The sequence below is a fragment of the Catenovulum agarivorans DS-2 genome, assembly GCF_000568405.1.
Taxonomy (GTDB): domain Bacteria; phylum Pseudomonadota; class Gammaproteobacteria; order Enterobacterales; family Alteromonadaceae; genus Catenovulum; species Catenovulum agarivorans_A.
On sequence record NZ_ARZY01000004.1, the window covers coordinates 38,090 to 64,663 of the forward strand.

The following is a 26,574-nucleotide window of genomic DNA, read 5'->3' on the forward strand; positions in this document are numbered from 1 at the left end:
ATGTCAGCCAATCTGATGAGGTTGAAAATGTTTGATACAAACCTATCAAAAAAAAGCCTTGCAGCATCAGTCCTTTTTGCGTTGTCTAGCCATGCAGCACATGCTGCTCAAGAAGATGACCCAATGATAGAGGAAGTTGTTGCTACTGCTAGTCGCCTTCAAGGGTCGGCCCAAGCAGTGATACAAGAGCGTCAAAACCAGGCATTTGTTGCTGATATAATGGGCGCAGAACAAATTTCACGAACAGGTGATGGTGATGCAGCATCAGCTTTACGTCGTGTTACAGGCCTTACACTTGTTGACGGTAAGTTTATATATGTACGTGGTTTGGGTGAAAGATATTCCAGCACTCAATTAAATTCAATGTTGGTTCCAAGTCCAGATCCAACTCGTTCAGTAGTCCCACTAGATCTATTTCCATCAGATATTATTGAAAGCTTGAGTGTTCAAAAGTCATATTCTCCTAATATGCCAGCGCATTTTGGTGGTGGTAATGTGGACATTAGAACAAAATCTTTACCATCAGATTTTATCTTTAAAGTTAGCGGTGGTTTAGGGTCAACTTCGAAAAATACAGAAGACGGATATTTTTATGAAGGAGGGGCTGATGACTGGAAAGGCGAAGACGATGGAACTCGGGGTTTACCTGCTCTATTCCAACAGTCAATCACCGATAACGGCGGTACAGGGATCGAAGGTGACAGAAATACAACTTTAGAAGAACGCAAGGCACTGCTGTCTTCGATAAATTGGGAAATTGGTCCAGAGAAGCAGTCTGTTGACCCAGACTTTGGCTTTGGTGTTACTTTGGGTGACCGAATTGACACGGAAATCGGCAATTTTGGCTTCTTGGCAACAGCGGGATACGACAATAGCTGGTCAATAAGTGATGAAGATAGTGGTAGCAATATCGGCTCTAAGGATAGAGACTTTGGGGTGTGTAATGCCCAAGGTGATTGTTTTGCTCAGTATCGTTCTGGCGTAACAACCGAACACAATGTGCGCTGGAGCGGCATGTTAAATCTAGGGTATGAGTATGAAGGTCATAAAATCGAGCTAGCTAATATTGCACTCCATGATATGAGCGACCGTGTTCGTGACCACGATTACTTTGACGAGAACGAGATCGGCTCTGATAACAATGACGTAAAGGCTTTACGCCGTATTGAAGTTTTGTATGAAGAGCGAGAAATGTTCTCGACACAGTTGAAAGGGAAACACAACTTTGCTGCTTTAAATAATTCGTTTTTTGACTGGTATTTAGGTACGAGTCGAACTAGCCGTAAGGCTCCAGGTTCGCTAGAAGCAACTTTTGAGCAAGTCCTTGAAAACGGTTCGGTAACAGAGGAGTTTTTACAAGACGTATCATCTGCAAAAATGAATCGAGATTACCAACAGCTACATGATAAAATGGACACTTGGGGTTGGAACGCTGGTATACCTTTCTATTTAGACAATACTGAAATTGAAATAAAAGTCGGTGGTGATTTCTCTGAGAAACAACGAAACGCATCGAATGTTTCGATAGATATACTTCACTTTGGTATCAGTGATGAGTTCACCAAAGGTAGTAATATTTATGATATTTTTTCAGATGAAAATATTGCGAATGATGATTTTTATTCGAGTAGTACTGGCGCAAATATTTTCCAAGACGCCACTACCGATGGTGATGCCTACCTCGCAGCTAATAAAATAGATGCTTTTTATGGTATGGCTGATGTTTTTTGGAATAATAAACTTCGTGTGACAGGTGGTGTGCGCTGGGAAGAATTTTCTCAGGTATCTGTGCCGCTACAAGCTCATACCGATAAGTTTGATGCATCAACTGAAGAAATCCAACAAACATCTATTAAAGAAGATGACTTGTACCCATCATTAGCTCTTACTTATTTCTGGTCTGAAGAAATGCAAGTTCGTTTCAATATATCTGAAACTGCAATTCGACCTGATTTTCGTGATGTAAGTAAATCTTTTTTTATTGATCCATTAACTGAGTTGTTAGTGCGTGGTTCACCAACGTTAAGAAGTACCAAGCTAACTAATGTTGATTTTAGATTAGAGTGGTATGGTTCTGCGGGAAATACATTGTCAGGTGCCCTGTTCTACAAAGATATGGTCAATCCAATAGAGCTTGTTGAGATCACCAGCGTAGGTGGCGCAACTCCGCAACTATTGACTGCCAATGCAGAATCAGCTGAATTATATGGTATTGAAATTGAGTTTATGCAAGACTTATCAATTATTGATAACGATTTAGCTGCTTATTTCTTATCTGGTAATTTAACTGTTTCAGATTCAAATGTAGTGATTGGTTTTGACGATCTAGACTCCATATTTAATCAGCAACTACGCGCAGCTTTAGAGGGCTCGACTGTATCTTCTAACTTTGTAACTAATAACGAACGTCGCTTGATCGGTCATTCTGAGTGGGTTGCAAATATGCAGTTAGGTTGGGATTCTGATGATGGTGAGCACTCAGCTTCGTTAGTCTACAATGTATTTGGACCTCGTATTATTGTTCCTGGTACGCGTGGTAATCAAGACGCTGAGGAGCAATCGTTCCATTCTTTGGATATGGTATACACCTACTATCCAACTTTTGAGAGTAGTGTTAAATTCAAGATTAAAAATATCTTAGGTGAAGAGAAAGAAATACTGCAACAAGACATTCCTTTCTACCGTAAAGATAAAGGAACTGAATTTAGTGTGAGCTTTGACTACGAGTTCTAATCTAGCTATCTCGCACCATAAAGGGATGAAATATTTCATCCCTTTAATATTTCTTTCACATAATCAATCCCTTTCCCGCTTACCTTGTTGCTTTGTCATATTACTGTCATTTTGCATTAATCTCACTGTCATCTAAACGACATATAGTTGCTCATAATTTCAAACGGTAATTTTAGGAAGCTTAACTATGAGCCTTTCGCAAATATTTAAAACGACTGTTGTCGCGTCATGCGTAGCAATGGCTTCGTTTGCACAAGCTAACAGCTTAGAGCCTGCAATTGAAGCAGGGCAAAAAATTAATCAATCTGCTGAAAAGTCGCAACAAAAAATCGACAAAATTAGCGATGATATTCAAGCGCGTTTGCAGCAATTTAAAGCAATTAACAAGGAAATTGAAGGTTTATTGGTTTACAACCGACAATTAGAAAAACAAGTTGCTAACCAAGAAGCTGAAATGGCTGACATTAACGAGTCAATCGACAAAGTTTCTGTCGTTGAGCGCCAGGTTACACCATTAATGATTCGCATGATTGATGGTTTAGAGCAATTTGTTCGCTTAGATGTTCCATTCTTACCAGAAGAGCGCACAGGGCGTATTGCTGATTTAAAAAGCATGATGGATAGAGCTGATATCACGCCTTCAGAAAAATTCCGTCGCGTATTAGAAGCGTACCAAGTAGAAGTTGATTACGGCAAAACTATTGAAGCTTATACCTCAACTTTAGAAGTTGAAGGTGAAGTTCGTGACGTTGATTTCTTACGTGTTGGTCGCGTGGCGTTAATTTACCAAACGCGTGATGGCAAGTTCAGCGGTGCATGGGATAAAAATCAAAACGATTTTGTTGGTTTGTCTCCAGAATATCGCACTCAAATTACTAAAGGTTTACGTATAGCACGTAAGCAATTAGCACCTGATTTATTAGTTTTACCAGTTTCAGCTGCTGAATAAGAGGTTTTAAAATGAAAAAGTTTGTTAAACATATTCTAGCAACAGCGGCACTGTCTGTTTCTTTATCTGCGCCTGTTATGGCTGAAGCTGAAAGCGCAGTTAACTTAGATGAGTTGTTAACTAAGTTGGAACAAGGTCAATTGTTTCAAAACCAACAAAACAAACAGCGTGAATCTGAGTTTTTAGCTAAAAAAGAACAACAAGTTCAAATGTTAAATGACGCTCAAGCACGTCGTAATCAATTGGTTCAACGTAGTGAGCAATTAGAAACAACTTTTGAAGAAAACGAAATTCATTTAGCCGATATCACCAATACTCTAAGCAACCGTATGGGTTCGTTAAAAGAGTTATTTGGTGTGTTACAGCAAGTGTCTGGCGATATGAAAGGTAAGTTTCAAAACTCAATTATTTCAGCACAATACCCTGGCCGTGATGTCTTTTTAGATGAGTTGGCACAAAAAATGGGACAAAGCTCTAAACTAGCTTCAGTTGAAGAAATTGAGCGCGTTTGGTTTGAATTACAACGCGAAATGACTGAGTCAGGTAAAATTGTTCGTTTTAATGCGCCAGTGGTCAGTGCTGATACAGGTACTAAAACTGAACAAGAAGTGGTTCGTGTAGGTTCATTCAACTTAGTGTCTAACGGTAAATTTGTTGAGTATGTACAACAAACCGGTTCATTAGCTGAGTTATCTCGTCAACCGTCTGACCGTTACTTAGCAACTGCTTCTGCAGTGCAAGACAAAAAAGGTGAGTTAGTTGAGTTTGCTATCGACCCAACGGGTGGTTCTATCTTAGGTTTATTAGTTCAAGCGCCAAACTTGCAAGAGCGTGTTGAGCAAGGTGGTACTGTTGGTTATGTAATCTTGGGTGTTGGTTTAATCGGCTTATTATTAGCGTTAGAACGTTTCATTAGCTTAACCATAGTGGGTGGCAAAATTAAGCGTCAATTAAAACAAGCTACACCTCAAGCAAACAATCCGCTTGGCCGTGTTATGCAAGTTAAAAACGATAACCCACAAGCAGACAGCGAAACACTTGAGCTTAAGTTAAGTGAAGCCATTTTACGGGAAGTACCAAAATTGGCGCGTAACTTAACCTTTATCAAAATTATCTCTGTGGTTGCGCCATTGTTAGGTCTACTCGGTACAGTGACTGGTATGATTAATACTTTCCAAGCAATTACTTTATTCGGTACAGGTGACCCTAAATTAATGGCAGGTGGTATCTCTCAAGCATTGGTTACAACTGTATTAGGTTTGGTTGTCGCAATTCCAACCTTGTTGTTATACACAGTTCTTAACTCGCGCAGCCGTGGATTGATTTCAATCTTACAAGAGCAAAGCGCAGGTATTATCGCGGAAAGAGCAGAACAAGGAGAATAAGGTGTACGCTTTATTCGAAATGTCCGAAGCGATTCAGGGTTTTATGGAAACAGGTGGGCAAGTACTCACCTGGATAGCCGCCCTAATATTCGTGATGTGGATCTTAATATTTGAACGTATTGCTTTTGTACGCATCAGCTATAAAAAGTATGAGCGAGAAATGATTGCCCAATGGGAAGCTCGTACAGAGCGCAAATCATGGAATGCGCATCAGATTCGCGAAGCGATTATCTCGCGTGCAAGCAATAAATTGAATGAAAATTTACCTTTGTTAAATGCACTTGTTGCGCTGTGCCCTTTACTTGGTTTGATGGGGACGGTAACTGGCATGATTGAAGTGTTTGATGTTATGGCTATTTCAGGCTCTGGTAACGCACGCTCAATGGCATCAGGTGTATCAAAAGCAACTATCCCAACAATGGCGGGAATGGTTGGTGCTTTGTCTGGGGTATTTGCCTCAACTTGGTTAAAGCGAGTAGCAAAACGCGAATCTGAGCTACTTGAAGATCATTTAACAATGGATCACTAGATAATTATTGCACTTGAATTAAGCGACTACTTGGCACGCTTCAGTTCTAAACCTTCTGCACTCATAGATGGCGCAGCAGAGCTCTAGGGACAGATTTATGCGTGTTTAGAATTGAACGCAGCTAAGTAGGAGCAAGAACAAATGCAAAATTTAAAAGGTAAAAATTATGCGAGCAAGTCCTTTAAATAAAATTATGGAAGAAGAAGAAACGTCGATAGATATGACGCCTATGCTAGACGTTGTATTTATCATGTTGATCTTCTTCATCGTAACTGCATCTTTTGTTAAAGAAGCCGGTATAGACGTTAATCGCCCAGATGCACCAACCGCCGTTAAAAAAGAGCGCGCTAATATTTTAATTGCAATTAGCGATGCTGGCGAAATTTGGATTGACAAGCGTCGTATCGACATTCGAGCGGTACAAGCAAACGTCGAGCGTTTAAAAGCGGAAAACCCACAAGGTTCAGTGGTGATTCAAGCGGATAAAAAAGCAGACGTAGAAACGCTTATTAAAGTTATGGATGCATCGCGTGCAGCGGGTGCATATGACGTATCAATTGCAGCGAACGACTGATAAATTATGAGCAGATATTTAATTGCAATTCTTTTATCTGTTGCGACGACTTTCTTAATTTTTTACGGCATGCAGTCGTTAATACAAAGCGGTGAGGGCGCGCTTACTGAGCCACCTCGCGGCAGCGTATTAGACTTTGTCCGTGTGAAAAAAGAGTCGGCACCAGAGCAAAAAGACCGAAAACCACAAAAGCCACCTAAACCTCAAGAGCCACCACCGCCAATGGAAGCGCCGCCAATGGATGCGCCTGATCCAAATGCCAATGCGGTGACGACAGACTTTGCCGCAGACGTAGAAGCGGATGTTGGTCTATCAAATGGTTTATCGCTTGAATCTGGAGATGGTGAGTATTTACCAATTGTCAAAGTTCAACCGATTTATCCACGCCGAGCACAGCAACGCGGTATAGAAGGTTATGTCATTGTTGAATTTACTGTCAGCAAACTAGGTACGGTTGTTAACCCAGTTGTTGTCGAAGCTGAGCCTGCGAATATATTTGACCAAGCAGCACTGAATGCGGCTAAAAAGTTCAAATATAAGCCAAGAGTGGTTAACGGCGAACCCATGGAAGTGGCTGGTGTACAAAACAGAATCACTTTTAAAATTGACTAGTTGGGAGTGAATTTAAAATGACAAAATTATCGAAAAAAATGGTAATCATGTCGATTGCTATCGTGTTGGGTGCAGCGGTTTCACATACGCTGACGACGCCAGTACACGCTCAATCTAGTGCAACCAGCAAAACGGTTAAAGTGCCAGCCATGCGCTCTAAAGTATACGAGCAATTGGCTAGAGCGCAATCAATCGCTGATGAAGGCAAACCACAAGAAGCCATTGAAGCGCTTGATAATGTAAATCGTAAGCGTAGTTCAATGAATAGTTATGAAATCGCGATGATGCACAATTTTTATGCATTTGTGTATTACAACATGGAGAATATTCCAAAGGCGATTGAAAACTTCGAGGCTGTTGTTGCTGAAGAAGCTATTCCAGAGAGTTTGCGCCAAAGTACTTTATATAGCTTAGCTCAGTTAAGCATGTCGCAAGAAGATTACCAAGGCACCATTGATACGTTAAATGCTTGGTTGGCAGCAGGTGGTGATGCGGAAAATCCAAATGCACAAGTGTTAATGGCGCAGGCTTATTATCAGCTTAAACAATACGACAATGCGCTTCAGCCATTAAAAAAAGCAATTAAGTTAGTTGCAGATGCTGGCGACACACCAAAAGAAAACTGGTTTGTATTGCAACGAGCAATTTATTACTCGCTGAAAAAACCAGAGCATGTTGCCGATGTAACTGAAACGCTAGTGCGGTTATTTAATAAACCTGAATATTGGCTACAATTAGCTGGTATGTATGGTGAATTAGGTCTGGAAGATAAGCAACTAGCAATGATGGAAGTTGCTTATCAGCAAGGTTTTGTAACCAAACGAGCGGACATTCTAACTTTGGCTCAATTATACGTGTATCACCAAGTACCGGTTAAAGGCGCGCTATTGTTGGATAAAGCAATAGAAGAGGGTAAGGTTGAGCAAAATGTTAAAAACCTCAAGTTTTTAGCGCAAGCCTACACCTTAGCTAAAGAAGATGAAAAAGCTGTGCCAGTTTTGGCCAAAGCAGCTGAATTATCAACTGATGGCAACCTTGATGCTCAATTAGGCCAAACTTATCTAAATATGGAAAAGTGGCAGCTTGCGATTCAATCAACTCAAAAAGCGATTGAAAAGGGCCAGCTAGACGACATGGGTAAAGCACAATTGGTGCTTGGCATGGCTTACTTTAATTTGAAACAGTATGATAAATCGCTTAAAGCCTTACAGGTCGCTAGCGAGCATAACTCAAGTAAAATGATGGCTAAGCAATGGCAAAAGTACGTGTCTAAAGAGAAAGAAAACGCCGAAGCCTTGGCAAATATTTCTGCTTAATCTGTATTCAGCGGTTATCTATTGGATAGCCGCTTAAACCCGCCTCACATTTCATCATAATTTAACTCGCATCTTTGCTGATATTCTTCTAAGCTATTTTTACACTTGCTGAACCCATGGTGGAGTATTTATGAGCTTTATTTTAGACGCCAGGCTTGAAGCGGACTGTATTGAAGTTGCGGATTTGGAGTTAAGCCGCCTGTTATTGATGAATAACAGACTTGTACCTTGGTTAATTCTAGTACCTCGTAGAGAAAATGCTGCAGAGATAACAGATTTAACTTTAACCGAACAGCAAATTTTGCTAAACGAAATCACTATGGTGACAAATCTACAGCAAAAACTGTTTTCACCAGATAAGATAAACACAGCAGCGATTGGTAATATTGTTAGGCAATTACATGTTCATGTGATTGGCCGCTATAAAAATGATCCTGTTTGGCCCGCGCCAGTGTGGGGTAATTTGGCGCAAGAGCCGTATCACGAAGGTGAATTAGTGCAACGGGTGCAAATGCTGCGACACGCTATTTGTATATAAAATCATAATCGCAACTTATGTTGGCTATTTGTGCAGTTAACGCCAACCTACCTGTTATTTTGCTAAGCATCACTTATACTTGCTGGCATATTGTATGGGTAGGATAGGCGGTTTGTCTTTCCTATCTGTAGCAGAGTTAAGCAGAATTCAATTTAATAATATTTAGAGGAACTACCCCGGAGGTGTTAAATGAGCCTATATCAAGAGTATATGGCTGAGATCGAGACCCGTAAAACGGAACTTGGTTTAAATCCCAAACCAATTGACAGCGCTGAATTAATGTCAGAAATCATTGCTCAAATTAAAGAGACTGGCAATGAATTCCGTGAAGACTCGTTAAAATTCTTTATTTACAATACTTTGCCGGGTACAACACCTGCTGCAGGGGTAAAAGCTAAATTTCTTAAAGAAATCATCTTAGGTGAAGAGTCTGTTGCTGAGATAAATGCTGAATTTGCATTTGAATTACTCTCTCACATGAAAGGTGGTCCTTCAATTGAAGTATTGCTAGATTTAGCTTTAGGTGATGATGCAGCCATTGCAGCTCAAGCATCTGAAGTATTAAAAACGCAAGTTTTCTTATACGAAGCAGACACAGATCGTCTACAGGCAGCTTTTAAAGAAGGTAATGCTGTTGCAAAAGAAATTTTAGAAAGTTATGCAAAAGCAGAGTTCTTTACAAAATTACCTGAATTAGACGAAAAAATCGAAGTTGTAACCTATATCGCAGGTGAAGGTGATATCTCTACTGACTTATTATCGCCAGGTAATCAAGCGCACTCGCGTGCTGACCGTGAACTTCACGGTAAATGTATGATCACCCCTGAAGCGCAGCAAGAAATTGTTGAGTTACAGAAAAAACACCCTAACGCCAAAGTAATGTTGATTGCTGAAAAAGGCACTATGGGGGTAGGTTCTTCTCGTATGTCAGGTGTGAACAATGTAGCACTTTGGGCGGGTAAACAAGCTTCGCCATATGTACCATTTGTTAACATTGCGCCTGTTGTTGCAGGTACCAATGGTATCGCACCAATTTTCTTAACTACTGTTGATGTTACTGGTGGTATTGGTCTTGACCTTAAAAACTGGGTTAAGAAAATAGATGCCGATGGCAATGTTGTAACGGATGCAAATGGTGACCCTGTGCTAGAAGAAGCATACTCAGTTGCAACTGGTACTGTGTTAACAATCGATACTAAAGCGAAGAAATTATTAAAAGGTGACGAAGAGTTAGTTGACGTTTCTTCTGCATTTACCCCGCAAAAAGTCGAATTCATGCGTGCGGGTGGTTCATACGCTGTTACCTTTGGTAAGAAACTTCAAACTTTAGCTGCTGAAACTTTAGGTATTGAAGCCCCTCAAGTTTATGCACCGTCGAAAGAGATTTCTCACGAAGGTCAGGGTTTAACTGCGGTTGAAAAAATCTTTAACCGTAACGCGGTAGGTGTAGCATCTGAAGCACCATTACACGCGGGTTCAAACGTGCGTGTTAAAGTAAACATCGTTGGTTCACAAGATACAACTGGCCCAATGACATGTCAGGAATTAGAAGCGATGGCTGCTTCGACGATTTCTCCATTAGTTGATGGTGCATATCAGTCTGGTTGTCACACCGCATCAGTTTGGGATGCAAAAGCTCAGGCGAATATTCCTAAATTAATGGCGTTCATGAACAAATTTGGCCTTATCACTGCACGTGATCCAAAAGGCGTTTACCATGCGATGACCGACGTTATCCATAAAGTATTGAATGACATCACTGTAGATGACCGTTCAATTATTATTGGTGGTGACTCGCACACTCGTATGTCAAAAGGTGTCGCTTTTGGTGCAGATTCGGGTACGGTTGCAATTGCACTTGCTACAGGTGAGTCAGCAATGCCAATTCCAGAATCAGTTAAAGTTACTTTTAAAGGTAAAATGGCTGATCATATGGATTTCCGTGACGTTGTACACGCAACTCAAGCCCAAATGCTTAAGCAGTTTGGTGGTGAGAATGTATTCCAAGGTCGTGTAATCGAAGTTCATATTGGTACTTTAATGGCTGACCAAGCGTTCACATTTACTGACTGGACAGCTGAGATGAAAGCCAAAGCGTCTATCTGTATTTCAGATGACGAAACCTTGATCCAATCAATTGAGCTTGCTAAGAGCCGTATCCAAATTATGATCAACAAGGGTATGGACAACGAAGCTGGCATGTTAGCAGGTTTAATTAAATTGGCTGACGAGCGCATTGCCGGAATTAAATCAGGTGAAGAGCCAGCGTTAGCGCCAGATGACTCAGCTAAATACTATGCCGAAGTTGTTGTTGATTTAGACAGCATCGAAGAGCCTATGATTGCTGACCCTGATGTTAATAACGAAGATATTTCTAAGCGTTATACGCATGATGTGATTCGTCCAGTATCATTCTACAAAGACAAGCCTGTTGATTTAGGTTTCGTCGGCTCTTGTATGGTTCACAAAGGTGACATGCAAATTATTGCGCAAATGTTACGTAATATCGAAAAACAGAACGGTTCTGTTGAATTTAAAGCGCCATTAGTTGTTGCGCCGCCTACATACAACATTGTAGATGAGCTTAAAGCTGAAGGTGATTGGGAAATTCTAGAGAAGTACTCTGGCTTCGTGTTTGATGATGCAAATCCTAAGAGTTCGGCTCGTACTAAATACGAAAACATTTTATATCTAGAACGTCCTGGTTGTAACTTATGTATGGGTAACCAAGAGAAAGCTGAACCTGGTGACACTGTTATTGCAACTTCAACACGTTTATTCCAAGGACGTGTTGTGGCTGACTCGGCAGAGAAAAAAGGTGAGTCTTTACTTGGTTCTACACCTTTAGTTGTGCTTTCAAGTGTGTTGGGTCGTTTCCCAACTATGGAAGAATATAAAGCTGCGGTTGCAGGTATCGACTTAACTAAATTTACTCCACCAGAAAAAGAATTGGCAAGTAAATTTGATGCAGAGATTCCAGTAAAACGCGTTAACTAAAGTTTTCGCTACACTTTAGCTTAATATATAAATCCCCGTTAGTTATAGACTAACGGGGATTTTTTCGTTTTGTGAAAGAAGGGTAAAAGAGGGTAAAAGAAAAAGGCACGATAAACGTGCCTTTAAGGTGGTGCTAGAGTATTCTTATATACGCTATAAATTTGTTATAGCGCTTTCTCTGCTACTTTTGCATCAGCTGAAGATGACGAATATTCTGAGTCTGTGGTTAAGTCGTAATCTACTGAATAAGCTTCGAAGTCGGCTTCAAACGCTTTGGTTGTTGCTGCCGCATCAGAGTATATTACGATGTCATCAAAATAGGCTGCGCCATCCACTACTGCGCTGGTGTCACCAACTTTTAAGATAAGTGTTTGCACACCGTCTTTAACATCAGCAAACGAGTCAGAGAACGAAGCGAAGTCGCCTAAACCAGAGTCTTGGCCGTTAATTTTTAAGTTCACGGTAGGTGCGACTGTATCGCTGGCATTGGTCGCATCCCAAGTAATTTGAACATCATTCCACTCGCCTAGGGTAAATGTTGGAGTAATCGCTTGTTTACCGCTGCTATCAACTGTTTTTGGTACACGGACCGCAAGGTCACCATTGCCAATTCGTAAGTCAATTAAAGCGTCATAGGTACTTGTTGAACCACCGTATAATGCGATATATGCCTCTTTAGCTGTACCACCTGATGTTTTAATTTCGTCTTTGCTAAAGCGAATGTTCAATTGACCCGTTAACACTTTATCGTCAAGCTTCTTACGTAACTCACCTGCGTCATCGCTCATAGTATCACTAATTTTTGCCACTTTTGTTGTGGTCACAACTGGCGCGCTGGTGCTTTGTTGTTCAACAAATGCATCTGCTGTGCTAGAAGAATATTCTGAATCGTTGCTTAAATCGAAGTTATCTGAATATGATTCGAAATCGGCTTCGAATGCTTTAGTTGTTGCTGATGCATCAGAGTATATGACAATATCGTCGAAATAAGCTGAGCCATCTACTACAGCACTAGTGTCACCAACTTTTAAGATTAATGTTGCTATACCGCTCATTACATCTGTTAGTGAGTCACTGAATGATGAGAAATCACCTAAACCAGAGTCTTGACCGTTAATTTTTACATTAACAATAGGTGCGACTGTATCTGTAGCGTTGGTCGCATCCCAGCTAATTTCCACTTCATTCCATTCGCCTATGGTAAATGTTGGGGTAATCGCTTGTTTACCGCTGCTATCAACTGATTTTGGTACACGGACCGCAAGGTCACCATTGCCAATACGAAGGTCTACTAAAGCATCATATGTACTGGTTGAACCACCGTATAGTGCAATATACGCTTCTTTTGCGGTGCCACCAGAGGTTTTAATTTCATCTTTATTAAAGCGGATGGTTAGTTTACCTGTGATGATAGAGCCCGATAATTTTTTACGCAATTCGCCAGCATCGTCACTCATGGTGTCGCTGATTTTCGCCACGTTGTTCAAGATAACCGGAGTCTGTGGTAATCCTGAAATAGTGATAACTAATTCAGCGGTTTGGCCATCAACAGATGTTACTGTGATTACATCATCCACAGTGTCGTTTTCATCTACTAAGTTTGCGATTGTATCATCACTGGTGTTTACCGTGTAAACCCATTTGCCTTCAAAGTCGATTGAAAATGTGCCATAGGTAGTTGCCATGCTAACTTGTTCAACAAAACCTTTTTCACCCAAATCTGGATCACTAACTTCCAAACTGCCTTGCAAGTCGCCCGCGTCACTGCGCACTTCTTGTGTTAAGGGACCTAAAATGACACCTGGAAGGTTTTCTGGTGGTGCAATGCTATCCCCAGTGCTGTCTTTGTCTAATTCACATGCAGCTAATGCTAATGTCATTGCTGCTGTAATTAAGCATTTTTTCATGTTCATGATTTCATTCCTCGTTAGCTTACCTATTGTCATTTCGCAATTAGATTAAGGCTTATTGCTAGACAGTTTAGATAAAATTGTCTGTTCTTTGTTGTGTCGTTACCAAGTCAATTTCCATATTAATTGCTACAGGCTTGCCGGATAGCAGGCTTGAGCATTCCGTTTTGTTCGTTTTGTAATTAAACGATATGTTTAAAATACAACAAAGATTACACTATTTACAAGATGTTTTTACAATTTGGACAAACAAAAGTGTAATACATGTTTGTCTGATTGTGAGCAGTTACGGTAAAGTTGCTTGTTATCAATAAGTTAAAATAAAAGGCACATTGAGTGCCTTTTATTATCTTGAAAAAAATATTGTTATTTTGGTTGGGTGCTTTCACCAACTTTAAGTTTGGTAAAGGTAACTTGCACATAATCACCATTGGCCTTGTCGGTTTCCCAATCACCGGTTCCCGGACAAGCTGTGTACCACCCACCTTTAGCGTCTTTGGTGCTACATTGGTTGTATGCTCCAGCTTTAAAGTAGTTCCAGTCGCCCGTGTAACCATTTGGATGGTCGAGTTCATCTACCTTGCCATATGCATCAACATTGTTAGTTAGGTCAATTGAGTATTTAACCGTAGGTTTGCCTTTGGCTGTAAACTCTAGGTGCATTACGTTTTCATGCACGTTGACGACATAACTAAATTCTTCGCCTAATGCGATACCCGCTTCACCCGGGTCTGCTGGGTTGTCCCAAGTGTTGCCCCATACTGGATAAGCTATATCTGTTCTATTTGGGTCGGTTTTTGGGAGGTTTCTTTCATAGTTCCAAAAGACCGAGCCTTTGTCGTGATGCGGAAACTTTTTATAGTAAATTTTCAGAGGTTCGTTACCCCAACCAAAACCTAAACCTAAGTCGATGATATTTTGATCTTTGCCAGCGTGGATCTGCCCAATAACAACAGAGTAAGCAGGTGGCTTGTCTGGATGGCCGGCTCTAGTTGCTACGTGATCGACTCTTAGGCTAGCTTCCATTTTTCCGCCGATACGCACACCTAAACGCTCAAAACGGTCTGACAACGGATGTGCCGCTAAATAGAAATTATTCTGTGGTGCTTTGGTTTTTATTTTTGTATTGCTGCCACGTAATTGGTGACGTAATTCGCTACGCGTGTTAGTTGAGCCACTGGTTGTGATTGCTTTATTTGGCGCTGCAAAAACCATATGCCCGTTTTCATCTAAATAAAAATAATCAGGGTGTGAGTAACTTTGAATGGCTTTTACGTCTATTTCGTCTATCTTGCCATTACCATCACCGTCCATAGGTAAGGTGATTTTCCACTCGCTTAAATCAAACTTATCTGCTGGAACCAAGCTATTGGTTGACGAACTGGTGGTTTGAGGCGTTTCTGTTGATGAACAGGCGATAAGCGCTGTAGCTATAATAGATAAAACGCTAACTGCTTTAATTCTTTGCATAAAAGTCTACCTTTGTTGCTTGATATCTTGACCTATACTTGATCGTAACTAAATCAATAATTGATTTTGTTTTTACAATAATGTAAAACAATATTTATTATGTTGTAATTTATCTTGGTTAGTCAATAGCTGTTTGGTTAATATCCTCCAACTAATTTACTTTGCCACTAACCAAGAGATATCCAAATTGAGTTATTGCTTGATTAAATATTGGTTAGTCTGTTTGTTTTGTCAAACAATCTGGCTGAATATTTAGTCTGGTTTTGCTTTAATTGTTATATAGGTGGAAATTGATGAAGTGGATTAATAGCTGTGTTCCCGCTCTGGCTTTGCTGGGCGTTATCTCTTGTGGTAGCTCGGGGTCATTAAATGGCGAGGCGAGCAATCAGCCAGCAGAAGACAAAGATAAAACACAAAGTGAACAACAAGAAAGCAGTCACTTTACTGCTATAAAGGCATTTTCTTTGGAAGCTGATGGCCCAGAGCAAGGAGCCAGTGCTTATCAACTTATTGAGCAAGTGTTTGGTCGAGGATCGATTGAATCACCTGATATGTATTCTAATGACCACACTGACGTTGTACACATTATTGAAGATCACGACGAGATTGTTGGCAATCATTTTGTTTTTCTCGCCCATCGAGATTTAGATTTAAACAAAGGGGTTGCATCTGACAGACAACGCAACGAGATTAAGGCATATGATAAGTCGAATAGCGATTTATTGGCTTTTGAGGGGGAGACCTTTCAATATAGATGGAAATTTAAAGTTTCATCCGAGCTGGAATTGTCGAGTAAATTCACCCATTTTTTCCAATTAAAAGCTAAAAATGCCAGCGAAAGTTTTGCCAATGGTAATGATAACCAGCCGATTATTACCTTATCTGGTGCTGAGGCAAGCTCTTCAGGTAACGAACTGCAAGTTCGATACAGTAAAGGCCATGCAAACGCCAGTCAGTTGCTGCAAAGTTACTATATGGCTAGGTTAAACTGGGATGTGATAGTCGACGAATGGGTCGAGGTGTTTGTTCAAGCTACTTATGCTGAGCAAGGTGAGTTGATATTTGAGATAACTCGTTTACGAGACAATAATAAAGTGCTGGCGATTCACGAGCAAGATATTGACTTGCTACGAGCAAATGACGCTGGTGATTTTGTCCGTCCAAAATGGGGAATTTACCGTTCAATTGCTGAAACTGCCAGTCTACGCGCCGACGAAGAGCAAGTCCGATTTGCCAATTTTAGCATCATTAAAGGTGTCATTGATAAATGATTAGTATGCCAAAGAATCGACATGCAATATCCGACAACTTGTTTGCCGATATTAAAACCGCTAATATTCTTTGACATAAATTTTAAGTTTAAGAGCATAGAATGCCAACAATAAAAGAAGTTTCTGAACATGCGGGGGTTTCCCAAGCGACTGTTTCTCGAGTTATGAATGGTACAGCCAAGGTGGTTGAAGAAACTCGACAAAAAGTACTTGCTTCGATGAAGGAGCTGGGCTATCGGCCAAATGCACATGCTCAGTCGTTGGCATCTAATCGTTCAAACAGTGTTGGTTTATTAATTTCCGAATTTGATGGTCCATTCTATGGCGCTCTGATGGCTGGAGCTGAAGAGGTGTTACGGGATGCAAAAAAACGTATCCTAATTTCAGCTAGCCATGGTGATAAAAAGTTAGAAGAAGAAGCGATTGAATTTTTATTGAGCTGTCGATGTGACGCACTGATATTGCACGCTGAAACCTTACCCGACGAGTATCTTATTGAGCAAGCAAATCAAGGCACCCATGTTATTTTGATTAATCGAAATATCGAGCAAATGGAACAACAATGCTTGTATATTGATAACGAGCAAGGTGCCTTTTTAGCAACTGATTATTTAATTAAGCAGGGTCATAGTAATATTGCTTATATTGCTGGGCCACAATGGAAGCACGATGCTCGAGAGCGTTTTTGGGGTTATCAACAAGCGTTAGGTAAAAACAATATTGGACTTAAGTTAAATTTGGTGGTTGAAGGCAACTTTCGTGAAGATGGTGGTGTCGCTGCGGTAAAAAAACTATTGGCATCAGGCGAGCCATTTACTGCAATTGTTTGTGGCAATGATCAAACCGCGTATGGCGCTATTTCAGCTATTGAAGAAGCTGGGTTAAGCGTGCCTGAAGATATATCTGTTGTGGGGTTTGACGATTTACCCTATAGCAATTTGATTAAACCGCGACTCACCACGGTTCATTTCCCTATTCGACAAATGGCAGCTGAAGCAGCACGGAGAATTTTAACAGATGTTTACAATGAAAAGGGGTTAGAGATTCAACCATCTCGGGTTGAAGCACATCTGGTAGAGCGGGACTCTGTAAAACAAATAATGTAAATATTTTGTTGACCTTTATTGAATAGGAGTGTTATTTTTTCACACTACTTTTAATGGAGGTTTTTATGGAAAATCATAACACGGATGCTTCTTCTCAGGACGAGGCTATCTTAACAACAACTCATTTTCAATTTACAGGTAAAGCGGGCGAGTTCTTTCGTATTTGGATTGTCAACTTTGCACTCACTATAGTCACTTTAGGTATTTACTCAGCTTGGGCTAAAGTTCGTCAACAGCAGTATTTCTATGGCAACACTTTGTTTGGCGGCAAACCTTTTCAATATTTAGCAACACCAATGCAGATCTTAATCGGCCGATTAATTACCGCTGGTTTGTTAATTGCATTTTTCTTACTTAACTATTTACAAAGTCCTGCTGCTGGATTTTTAATTCTGGCCTTTGTTTTGGCTATGCCAGCGTTATTTGTATCTAGTTTGCGCTTTAATTACCGAAATACCGCACATAGAAACGTTAAATTTGCATTTACTGGCAGTATTGCACAAGGCTATTGGTATTTCTTGATTTTACCTGTGTTGTGCTCGCTACCATTGTTTTTGTTTATGCCATATGCAATTCGACAGCAACGAGCATTTATCGTGAATCACATTAAATGGGGCGACAAGGAATTTACCTGTGAGCCGCCAATTAAAAATTATTATATCCTGTTCTTGTCTATGTACGTTGCTATGGGTGTTATGGTTGGAGGGATGTTTGCTGTAACTAAATCCCTTGGGGCGGGTGGTCAACCTGACATGACTAACCCAGCTTTTGTCTTGGTTTTCCTAATGATGTATTTGGCGATGTTTTATATCGGTATTGCCGTTAAAGCTTACTTGTTCAAGTGGAGCTTGCAGTATTCTAAACTGGCAGGTCACCAAGTGATAACTCAGTTAAAACCAAGTCGTTATGTGTTTGTTGCTGTGACCAACTTTTTAGCTATAGGTTTAACGCTAGGTTTAATGTTGCCATGGGCAAAAATCCGTATGGCAAGGTTTTTATTAGAGACCTCGGCATTAGAAGCACCTGCAAACTTTATCAGTGAAGTTGAAGCGACCCATCAAAAAGAGAACTCAGCTATCGGTCAAGAAGTTGCGGATGGTTTAGATGTTGAAATTGGTTTTGGTCTATAATTGATGGCGCAGTTTCAGGCCTATTATTCAGACGGACAGAGCGCACAAGAGCGCTCTGTTGATGTGCGAGTTGTTGATGGTCACTTAGTTTTTAATTGTGAACAACAGCAATTTTGTCATGATGTAAAATCTTGCATATTAAGTCCAAAAATAGGAACTACACCGCAATTTATTCAGTTGCCTTGTGGCGGGCTCTTAACCAGCTCTGAGCATAGTGTTTTGAAACAAGCTTTTAACAAAACCCCTTTTGTTGATAGTGTATCTGACCGGCTGGAAAAGCACTGGCGTTTTGCTTTGCTGTCAGTGATTTTTAGTTTGTTTATTGTTGTTAATTTTGTCAAATATGGCATTCCATATTTTGCCGATCAAGCAGCAACACTTGTGAGTAGTCAAATATTAGATGATGCAAGCCACGCTTCACTGCAGTTATTAAAGGATGATTTACTGACTGACAGTGAAATAACCCTTGAACGACAACAACAAATTGCTGAACTGTTTTACCAGCTACCTGCAGTTGAGGCCCATTCCAATAGTTATCGATTACATTTTTATAAAGGTAACGAGCTCAAAGCCAATGCTTTTGCCCTTCCTTCAGGTGATATTGTTCTAACCGATGAACTGGTAACGAATATGCCTTCAAATATGCATATTTTAGCGATTTTGGCTCATGAAGTTGGCCACGTTGAACAAAAACATGGGTTGAGGAATTTCTTTCGTCAGGCTGGTTTGTTTATCGTGTTTAGTGTTTTATTGGGCGATATAGGCGACATTTCTGGCTCGTTAACTGGCTTGCCAATGGCGCTGTTGCAGTTAGATTTTAGTCGCGAATTTGAATATGAAGCTGATCAATATTCAGTGGAGGTGCTGCAGGCGCGTGATCTTTCACCCAAGTTGTTGATTGAATCTTTTCAGCGGCTTGAAGAAATTCACTTGCACGATGAAGGTACTCACGAACAAACTGACTCAAAGTCTGCACACAGCGCTAATGCGTTAGAAATTTTTATGACGCACCCTTTAACTGAAAATAGAATTAAAAATATTGAGCGTTTAGCTGCTGAGTCTCAGCCTTAAGGCTAAGCGCCATGGTTTTTCCTAAATTCGCTAGGTGTTACGCCATATCGGCCTTTAAATACCATCATCATATATTGGGGTGATTTGTAGCCAACCGCGTCTGCTATCTGTTGCAAAGTCATTTTACTATTGAGCAGGTAGTTAGACACCAAGTTTAACTGTTCGTCGAATATAACTTCATGCACGGTCGCATTGAGCGCCGATTTAAAGCGTTTATCTAGGTTTGCTCTGGATATGCCTAAATGGTTCAGCACATGGATTACTTTTATCCCTTTGTCGGCATTATTTTTGATAAAAGATAGCGCTTTGCGCACGTAAATATCTGAAATAACTTCGAGATCAGTAGAGTGGCAAATTTGTAAGCCAATTGGATCAACCAAATGAATTGTGTCACTCGGTGGCACACCCGCCATGACTTGATTGAGAATTGACGACGCTAGATAGCCCATGTGCTCGCTGCCTTGCGTTACTGTGCTTAGCTGATTACCTGTAATGTCTAAAATAAGGTCATCACCATCAACCCCTAGCACAGCCACTTCTTCTGGGATGCTGACATCAATTTGATGACAAGCTTCAAAAACATGCCAAGCGCGCATGTCGGTTGGTGCCATGATTCCAATCGGTTTTGGTAAACTAGCAATCCAATCAGCCAGCTGATTAATGTTTTCAACTCTGTCTACTGAGATGTTTTGTGGGCGCAGTACATGAATATCTTGTTGCTGATAACCATACTGAGCGGCATGATCAATAAAAGCTTGTTCACGCTCGACTGCCCAGCGGCTATGCTTGTCTGTGAAGCCTGTATAAAATGCAATATTCTTTAATCCCAGTCGGCTGATATGTTCGACGCCAAGCCGCGCTATTTCATCGTTGTTGGTTGCAACATAGTGAATACCGTTAGGGTATTGGTTGGTTTGCCGATACGAGCTACCTACCGCGACACACGGAATATTTTTACTCATAACAAACTCGACTATGCTTGGGTCATCAAAGTCGGCAATCATGCCGTCACCTTGCCAGTTTGCTAGCTTGTCTAGTCGAGTAACCAAGTCTTCTTCAACACAAATATGCCAACTGGCAACTTCGCGAGAGTAACGCGAAATACCTTTGATAATTTTTCTGTCGTAGCCTTTGTTGGCATTGAACAAAACAGCAACTTTTTGTAGTTTCTTCATAAATGAAATGTTTAACTAATTTTCATACATTACATAAGAAATTTTGTAGGGCCAAATTACCATAAGTTTTGTTAATATAAAACATTAAAGGTACAAATTTTGTAAAATTGATTTGGTTTAGGAGGTTTGGGTGGAGTCGATCGCGAGCAATCAGTATCAGAATGATACTGGGGGTGAAAACACTTGGTTCATTATTATGGTTAGCTGTATTGCAACCATAGGTGGCTTTTTATTTGGTTATGACAGCGGGGTAATCAACGGTACTGTAGAAGGCTTACAAGTTGCGTTTAATTCAGATTCCGCTGGCACAGGCTTTAACGTTGCTTCTATGCTGTTGGGCTGTGCGGTTGGTGCTGCACTAGCTGGCCGTTTAGCCGATTTATATGGACGCAAGGCAATGCTTATTTTGTCTGCGGTTATGTTTATCGTCTCAGCCTGGGGGTCGGGCGTTGCGACTGGTTCATTTGAATTTGTGGTTTACCGAGTAATTGGTGGTATAGCCGTTGGCGCTGCCAGTGTAATGACACCTGCTTATATTAGTGAAGTGGCATTGGCTCGCTATCGTGGCCGTTTAACCACGATTCAACAAGTCGCGATTATATCTGGTTTGACAGGGGCCTTTTTAAGCAACTATTTGTTAGCCAATATTTCAGGTTCTGCGCTTAACCCTTTGTGGGCTGGTTTTGAAACTTGGCGGTGGATGTTCTGGGTTGAGCTCATTCCTGCAAGCATCTTTTTATTTGCATTGTTTTTAATTCCTGAAAGTCCTAGATTCTTAGTGGCTAAAAATCGTGCTCAACAAGCGAAAAGCGTACTTATAAAACTATATGGTGATGTTGAAGGCAATCGAAAATATAGCGAAATTGAAGCGTCATTAGCCGACCAAAAACAATCGAAACATCAGCCAACTTGGTCAGATATCAAAGATAAAGCGACAGGTAAAATTCGGCCAATTATTTGGGTTGGTATCGGGTTAGCTGTGTTTCAGCAGTTTGTTGGCATTAATGTCGTGTTTTATTATGGTGCTATTTTGTGGCAGTCCGTTGGCTTTTCTGAATCTGATGCATTATTTATTAATGTATTGTCAGGCAGTTTAAGTATTGGTGCATGTATTCTTGCCATTATATTGGTAGATAAACTGGGTCGAAAGCCACTGTTGTGGATTGGCTCAATTGGTATGGCGATTACTTTAACCATTGCTGCGTATGCTTTTTCGACTGCCACGTTAGATGCTGAAGGAAGCTTGAGCTTAACATCTGATATGGGGTTGTTGGCCTTGGTTTCGGCAAATTTATATGTCATCTTCTTTAATATGTCATGGGGACCCATTATGTGGGTTATGTTGGGTGAGATGTTCCCTAATCAAATTCGCGGCCTAGGTTTAGCAATTGCGGGCTTTTTCCAATGGGTAGCAAACTTTGCTATCACTATGACTTTCCCAATATTGCTTGGTAGTGTTGGTTTAGCCTATGCCTATGGTTTTTATGCTTTATGTGCAGCAATTTCGGCATATTTCGTATTTAAATTTGTGACTGAAACAAAAGGCAAAGAATTGGAAGAAATGGCAGGTTAAGTTAAGTCGAGCACCACAAAAAATGCCGACTTACCCAAGTAAGCCGGCAAATTTAAATGTGAGTGTGAGCTGTGTTGTCGGCTATTTCGCCGACAAAATACGATCTAAAGAATATAACTGCCGTGTTGCTTCAGATTTCTGTTTTATTTCTTCTAATGCCTGCACTTCGCTTGCTTCAAACAAGGCATTAATCAATCGATTAAAATGCTGATGCATGGCACTTCTCGCCTGTTCTGGATTACGAGCCTTAAGTGCCTGATAAATTACGTTGTGCTCTTCTTTACGTTGTGCTGTACTTTGGCTACATATATAGCTGTGCGCTTGTTGCACCGAAGGTTGCTTGCGTAATTCCCATAAGTTTTGAATGGTATACATCAGCGCTTTGTTGCGAGTGCTTTGACAAATAGTTAAATGAAACTCTCGGTCAGCTTCGTCACTGTATTCTTCGTCGTCGAGCTTTTCGATTAACTCTTCAAGCTTGTCTAACTCTTCTTCAGTGATTGACACAGCTGCGAGCGCTGCAGCTTCGCCTTCAATTAATGCACGAGACTGTGTTAATTCAAATGCCGAGATGTGACTAACAGAAGATTTTTTTGTTTTATCTTCTTGGTTCATCACGTACACACCCGCGTTGGTGCGAACTTCAACCCGTCCTCTAACTTCTAACGCGATAATGGCTTCACGTAGCGTTGGTCGGCTCACATTAAACAGTTCAGACAACTCTCTTTCTGACGGTAAACGGGTGCCGGGTAAATATGATCCGTTGTCTATACCTTCCTCTATTTTATCGACAACGCTCCAAAATAAACGACGACTTTTCAAATCTGTTTCCTCACATTTCAATGACCCAACATGGGGTTTGTTATTTTCTTACAATTAATAAGGTTATTAAATTAGCAAAATTGTAAAACAAAATCTATCTTTATTGTTTACGACTACAATTACACTATAGTCGTGGTATACCATGTTGTAAAACAAATTGTGTTAAAATTATTTTAAAGTGTTTGACAATTGTTTCTTGGTCATTTTAAATAAGGTAAAACACAAAGGTCAGATAGAGGACTCAGCATGAAACAAGCACATAAAACAAATAAAATCGCTGAAGCGGTTAGAAATGTATTTGTATACGGCGGTTCAACTCTTTTATTGTCTATGGTTCCTCAAGCTGCATTCGCGGCTGAAGAGGTTGCTGACGAAGAAGTTGCCGAAGTAATTCAGGTTACGGGTAACCGTGCCACAATGAGCCGCTCGTTGAGCGAGAAAAAACATACTGTTGCTGTTGTCGATGCAATTGCAGCAGCTGATTTTGGTGACTTACCAGGCTTATCATTGTCAGACGTTATTGAAAACGTACCAGGTGCGACTGGTCATAGATTGAAAGGCAGTCAGAACGAAATCTCGTTACGTGGTTTAGGTCCATTTTTAGGCAGTGCTACGTTTAACGGTCGTTCAATTACCAATGCTGGTCCTAACCGTGCAGTCAACTTTAAAAAGTTTCCGTCTGAATTGGTTGACAAAGTGGTTGTATATAAAAGCCAACAAGCTGATTTAGTTGAAGGTGGTGTATCCGGCACAATTGAGGTTGGGTCATTACGTCCGGTTGCTTATGGTAAAGAAGAAACCGTGGTTGAAGTAACAGGGGTATATAACCAAGGTGCTGATCATGTTGATGGGTTTAGCCCATACGGTAAAAAGTTTTTGCTTTCAACGGTGCAAAAAACTGAATTGGGTGATGGCCACTTAGGTTACACATTAGGTTTAACTTATTCTGACTCGTCAAATCCAGAAGAAATTTACACTTCAAGCTCTACCCTAAATATGTGTGGCTTGAGAAATGCTGACGGTTCTGACATCGGTGGAACGGTAGTTTGTGACGCACGAGCTGGTCGTGGTAGTGATCATGTGATTTTACCAGAGCGTGATGTGGAAGCATCAAAACAAGCATTTGCACAATATGATCCAACCAGTTTGTTTATGATCCCGAACAGCTTCACTTACCGAAGCATCGAAGATGAAGATGAGCGTAAGGGGATTGTCACGGCGATTCAATATACGCCAAATGAACATTGGGATTTCAACCTGGATGCTGTCTATTCAAAACTTGAGTATGTTGAACATCGTCATGAGTTAGCCGTATCTAACGCGCGTGACCAACACGATGCAGATGACATGATCATCAATGATGAAGGTGCACTTGTATATTATAAAGGCCTGTCTGATTTACAATTACTAGGCGAGCGTCGTAGTCAGCTAGATGAATATACCGGGTGGGGGTTAAAAACTACCTATACGCCTAATACCGATTTAAAAGTTGAACTAGATGTATCTTACTCTGATTCAGAACGCTATCGTTTACGCCACAGAACCAGAGTTGAAACTGGTGAATCAGGGGTAGAGCCAAGTTACACTTGGGATCGTCGTTCTACTTTAGTGCCTTCTTTTGGTTTAAATGATGCAAACGGTAATGCACCATGGGAAGAAGGGTACGATAGCAATAACGTGCCATTTGACCTATCCAGTGTTGAAGACTGGAGCAACGAAATCGACCGTCTACGTTACTATCGCGAACATGAAGACCGTAAAGACACTATTTACGCAGCCCGGCTAGACGTTGACTATTATATTGGTGGCAGCTTTATCGAAAGCATAAAAACTGGTGTGCGCTTGTCTGAAGAAACTATGTTAGTCGACAATGACACTCGTTTTACAAAAGATATGAGGGGCGAGCCTTCAAATATTGAGTGGGATTCGCAAAATGATGATGCGACCGATGCCAATGGTAACTTGATTGTTGATACTTTATTAGATGAGGTAGCCACTCATTGTATTAGTGAGTTCAACAATAGCGACTTTTTTGCTGACCAAGACGGTTCAGGTTCAGGTGCATACCCAATGTTAGACGGTGAATGTACGGTTGCACAAATGTATGACAGAGACACAGCTGACCCTGCAAGTCGCCGTTATGTTGATATTGGTGAAAACCCAAATACGCGTAGTTCTGGTGACGTTGATGCAACAGAAACGGTTAGTGCGGCATATATTATGGCTAACTATCGCAGCGAATTAGCTGGTTTACCGATTGAAGGTAACTTTGGTGTGCGTGCTGTGCATACAGAGATTGAATCGTTAAGCTGGAATCGTGGGCTCGAAATTGTGCCAAATGGTGCACCTGATCCAGATACAGGCATTCAAGCATATGAATTGACCGAAGCATCTGTCAGTGATGGCTCATCGGATGTGCTCAAATCGAATAATTTACGTTGGTTGCCAAGTGCCACGTTAATCATGCATTTAAATGATGAAGTGATGTTACGTTTAGCCGGTTATCGTTCAATGTCGCGAGTGGCATTACAAGATATGGGCGCAGGTCGTAATTTTGTTATGGATGATGCTGAATCAAACACAGTGAATATCAATGTTGAAGACGGTAAGATCACCAATATTGATCAAGTTTCTGGGTTGGTTACTGAGGTTACTGGTGGTAATCCAGCGGTTAAACCATTGATGTCGTGGAATGGTGATGTATCGTTAGAGTGGTATCCAAGTGAAGATGCATATTTGAGCTTAGCTTACTACTGGAAACGCTTTAATGCGGTATTAGGTTCATCTCCAGTTAATGAAGAAATTAATGTTGCATTTGGTGGTGATGACTATTCAATTGAGCGTCGCGTAGCGGTAAATGATGTACTAGACCAAGATTCAACCATTAATGGTATTGAAATCTCGGCACAAAAACACTTTAGTGAATTACCAGCGCCATTTGATGGAATTGGGGTTAAAGCTGCATATAACTACGCAGATTCTGATTATGAGCGTCAAGACCCAAGATATCCTGGTTTCTTAGCGCCTGCGAATATGTGGGGTAACTCTAAAGAAACAGGCTCTGCTTCTGTGTACTGGGATTTCGACAAGTTATCGCTACGCGTGTTGTACAAATTCCGCTCTAAGTACTATCAGCCGAGCAATTTATTTGACGAACGCTCAAACAGATATGTATTGGATACTGAATACTTAGATTTCAGTGCGAAATACAAAATCAACAAAACTTTCTCAGTTAGCTTAAAAGCGCTGAACTTGTTAAATGAACCTCAGGTGCAAGTTCGTGGTGTAGATTCAAACATCCATGAAATTTCATCTACTGGCTCTAAATTCTTCTTAGCGTTAAAAGCTAAGTTTTAATCAGTAAAGGTTGGTTCTTCAGCGGAACATTCCATTTGCCTACTTGCGAATGTTCC

At 40.7% G+C, this 26,574-nt stretch carries 19 protein-coding genes; 15 read left to right on the top strand and 4 right to left on the bottom strand.

The annotated features are described in order from the left end of the window. Window positions 1–27: 27 nt before the first annotated feature. The 9 genes from DS2_RS03320 (at window position 28) to DS2_RS03360 (ending at window position 11,633) form a co-directional block, all read left to right on the top strand. The gene (locus DS2_RS03320) at window positions 28–2,733 is read left to right on the top strand and encodes a TonB-dependent receptor domain-containing protein (protein ID WP_235188536.1); all 2,706 of its coding nucleotides are present in this window, start codon (window positions 28–30) and stop codon (window positions 2,731–2,733) included. A gap of 187 nt (window positions 2,734–2,920) precedes the next feature. Next, window positions 2,921–3,682 (top strand): DUF3450 domain-containing protein, encoded by a 762-nt coding sequence (locus tag DS2_RS03325; RefSeq protein WP_035013227.1) that lies wholly within the window; start codon window positions 2,921–2,923, stop codon window positions 3,680–3,682. A gap of 11 nt (window positions 3,683–3,693) precedes the next feature. Next, on the top strand, window positions 3,694–5,067 hold the full coding sequence (locus DS2_RS03330) for a MotA/TolQ/ExbB proton channel family protein (protein WP_035013228.1): 1,374 nt from the start codon (window positions 3,694–3,696) through the stop codon (window positions 5,065–5,067). Window position 5,068: 1 nt separating this feature from the next. Then, window positions 5,069–5,596 (top strand): MotA/TolQ/ExbB proton channel family protein, encoded by a 528-nt coding sequence (locus DS2_RS03335; RefSeq protein ID WP_419177429.1) that lies wholly within the window; start codon window positions 5,069–5,071, stop codon window positions 5,594–5,596. Between the two features lie 166 nt (window positions 5,597–5,762). After that, a complete protein-coding gene (locus DS2_RS03340; RefSeq protein ID WP_035013229.1) occupies window positions 5,763–6,170 on the top strand; it encodes an ExbD/TolR family protein in 408 nt (135 codons plus the stop codon). Between the two features lie 6 nt (window positions 6,171–6,176). Next, complete coding sequence (locus tag DS2_RS03345; RefSeq protein WP_035013230.1) at window positions 6,177–6,782, top strand: energy transducer TonB; 606 nt, start codon at window positions 6,177–6,179, stop codon at window positions 6,780–6,782. Between the two features lie 17 nt (window positions 6,783–6,799). Then, window positions 6,800–8,098 carry a tetratricopeptide repeat protein gene (locus DS2_RS03350; protein WP_035013231.1) on the top strand — a complete coding sequence of 433 codons (1,299 nt, stop codon included), beginning with the start codon at window positions 6,800–6,802 and terminating at the stop codon, window positions 8,096–8,098. Between the two features lie 130 nt (window positions 8,099–8,228). After that, entirely contained in the window at window positions 8,229–8,636 is a 408-nt protein-coding gene (locus DS2_RS03355) for an HIT domain-containing protein (protein WP_035013232.1), read from the top strand. A gap of 189 nt (window positions 8,637–8,825) precedes the next feature. Beyond that, entirely contained in the window at window positions 8,826–11,633 is a 2,808-nt protein-coding gene (locus DS2_RS03360; RefSeq protein ID WP_081754171.1) for a bifunctional aconitate hydratase 2/2-methylisocitrate dehydratase, read from the top strand. A 164-nt stretch (window positions 11,634–11,797) separates the two neighbouring features. Here the strand turns inward: DS2_RS03360 and DS2_RS03365 are convergent, their stop codons facing one another. After that, entirely contained in the window at window positions 11,798–13,546 is a 1,749-nt protein-coding gene (locus tag DS2_RS03365) for a VCBS domain-containing protein (protein WP_035013233.1), read from the bottom strand. 363 nt (window positions 13,547–13,909) lie between these two features. Further along, window positions 13,910–15,013, bottom strand: a complete 1,104-nt coding sequence (locus tag DS2_RS03370) for a polysaccharide lyase family 7 protein (protein ID WP_035013234.1) — start codon at window positions 15,011–15,013, stop codon at window positions 13,910–13,912. Window positions 15,014–15,306: 293 nt separating this feature from the next. Here DS2_RS03370 and DS2_RS03375 point away from each other — a divergent pair, with 293 nt between their 5' ends. The 4 genes from DS2_RS03375 to DS2_RS19630 all read left to right on the top strand — a co-directional run bounded on the left by DS2_RS03375 (window position 15,307) and on the right by DS2_RS19630 (window position 19,591). After that, window positions 15,307–16,284: a heparin lyase I family protein gene (locus DS2_RS03375; protein WP_035013235.1), complete on the top strand. Its 978-nt coding sequence runs from the start codon at window positions 15,307–15,309 to the stop codon at window positions 16,282–16,284. A 101-nt stretch (window positions 16,285–16,385) separates the two neighbouring features. Then, complete coding sequence (locus DS2_RS03380) at window positions 16,386–17,390, top strand: LacI family DNA-binding transcriptional regulator (RefSeq protein ID WP_035013236.1); 1,005 nt, start codon at window positions 16,386–16,388, stop codon at window positions 17,388–17,390. A 65-nt stretch (window positions 17,391–17,455) separates the two neighbouring features. Next, complete coding sequence (locus DS2_RS03385) at window positions 17,456–18,520, top strand: YjgN family protein (RefSeq protein WP_035013237.1); 1,065 nt, start codon at window positions 17,456–17,458, stop codon at window positions 18,518–18,520. A 3-nt stretch (window positions 18,521–18,523) separates the two neighbouring features. After that, window positions 18,524–19,591 carry a M48 family metallopeptidase gene (locus DS2_RS19630; protein WP_051479587.1) on the top strand — a complete coding sequence of 356 codons (1,068 nt, stop codon included), beginning with the start codon at window positions 18,524–18,526 and terminating at the stop codon, window positions 19,589–19,591. 2 nt (window positions 19,592–19,593) lie between these two features. Here the strand turns inward: DS2_RS19630 and DS2_RS03395 are convergent, their stop codons facing one another. Beyond that, on the bottom strand, window positions 19,594–20,766 hold the full coding sequence (locus DS2_RS03395; protein ID WP_035013238.1) for a XylR family transcriptional regulator: 1,173 nt from the start codon (window positions 20,764–20,766) through the stop codon (window positions 19,594–19,596). Between the two features lie 130 nt (window positions 20,767–20,896). Between DS2_RS03395 and DS2_RS03400 the strand changes: the two genes are divergently transcribed. Continuing rightward, window positions 20,897–22,339 carry a sugar porter family MFS transporter gene (locus DS2_RS03400; RefSeq protein WP_081754174.1) on the top strand — a complete coding sequence of 481 codons (1,443 nt, stop codon included), beginning with the start codon at window positions 20,897–20,899 and terminating at the stop codon, window positions 22,337–22,339. A gap of 81 nt (window positions 22,340–22,420) precedes the next feature. On the opposite strand, the gene DS2_RS03405 is transcribed toward DS2_RS03400, so the two are convergent. After that, a complete protein-coding gene (locus DS2_RS03405; protein WP_035013239.1) occupies window positions 22,421–23,161 on the bottom strand; it encodes a FadR/GntR family transcriptional regulator in 741 nt (246 codons plus the stop codon). A gap of 246 nt (window positions 23,162–23,407) precedes the next feature. Between DS2_RS03405 and DS2_RS03410 the strand changes: the two genes are divergently transcribed. Then, complete coding sequence (locus DS2_RS03410) at window positions 23,408–26,518, top strand: TonB-dependent receptor (protein WP_035013240.1); 3,111 nt, start codon at window positions 23,408–23,410, stop codon at window positions 26,516–26,518. Window positions 26,519–26,574: the final 56 nt, after the last annotated feature.

Excerpts from the sequence above, each read along its gene's own strand:
- DS2_RS03320 (WP_235188536.1), top strand. The coding sequence starts at position 28 with ATGTTTGATACAAACCTATCAAAAAAAAGCCTTGCAGCATCAGTCCTT.
- DS2_RS03325 (WP_035013227.1), top strand. The coding sequence starts at position 2,921 with ATGAGCCTTTCGCAAATATTTAAAACGACTGTTGTCGCGTCATGCGTA.
- DS2_RS03330 (WP_035013228.1), top strand. The coding sequence starts at position 3,694 with ATGAAAAAGTTTGTTAAACATATTCTAGCAACAGCGGCACTGTCTGTT.
- DS2_RS03340 (WP_035013229.1), top strand. The coding sequence starts at position 5,763 with ATGCGAGCAAGTCCTTTAAATAAAATTATGGAAGAAGAAGAAACGTCG.
- DS2_RS03345 (WP_035013230.1), top strand. The coding sequence starts at position 6,177 with ATGAGCAGATATTTAATTGCAATTCTTTTATCTGTTGCGACGACTTTC.
- DS2_RS03350 (WP_035013231.1), top strand. The coding sequence starts at position 6,800 with ATGACAAAATTATCGAAAAAAATGGTAATCATGTCGATTGCTATCGTG.
- DS2_RS03355 (WP_035013232.1), top strand. The coding sequence starts at position 8,229 with ATGAGCTTTATTTTAGACGCCAGGCTTGAAGCGGACTGTATTGAAGTT.
- DS2_RS03360 (WP_081754171.1), top strand. The coding sequence starts at position 8,826 with ATGAGCCTATATCAAGAGTATATGGCTGAGATCGAGACCCGTAAAACG.
- DS2_RS03365 (WP_035013233.1), bottom strand. The coding sequence starts at position 13,546 with ATGAACATGAAAAAATGCTTAATTACAGCAGCAATGACATTAGCATTA.
- DS2_RS03370 (WP_035013234.1), bottom strand. The coding sequence starts at position 15,013 with ATGCAAAGAATTAAAGCAGTTAGCGTTTTATCTATTATAGCTACAGCG.
- DS2_RS03375 (WP_035013235.1), top strand. The coding sequence starts at position 15,307 with ATGAAGTGGATTAATAGCTGTGTTCCCGCTCTGGCTTTGCTGGGCGTT.
- DS2_RS03380 (WP_035013236.1), top strand. The coding sequence starts at position 16,386 with ATGCCAACAATAAAAGAAGTTTCTGAACATGCGGGGGTTTCCCAAGCG.
- DS2_RS03385 (WP_035013237.1), top strand. The coding sequence starts at position 17,456 with ATGGAAAATCATAACACGGATGCTTCTTCTCAGGACGAGGCTATCTTA.
- DS2_RS19630 (WP_051479587.1), top strand. The coding sequence starts at position 18,524 with ATGGCGCAGTTTCAGGCCTATTATTCAGACGGACAGAGCGCACAAGAG.
- DS2_RS03395 (WP_035013238.1), bottom strand. The coding sequence starts at position 20,766 with ATGAAGAAACTACAAAAAGTTGCTGTTTTGTTCAATGCCAACAAAGGC.
- DS2_RS03410 (WP_035013240.1), top strand. The coding sequence starts at position 23,408 with ATGAAACAAGCACATAAAACAAATAAAATCGCTGAAGCGGTTAGAAAT.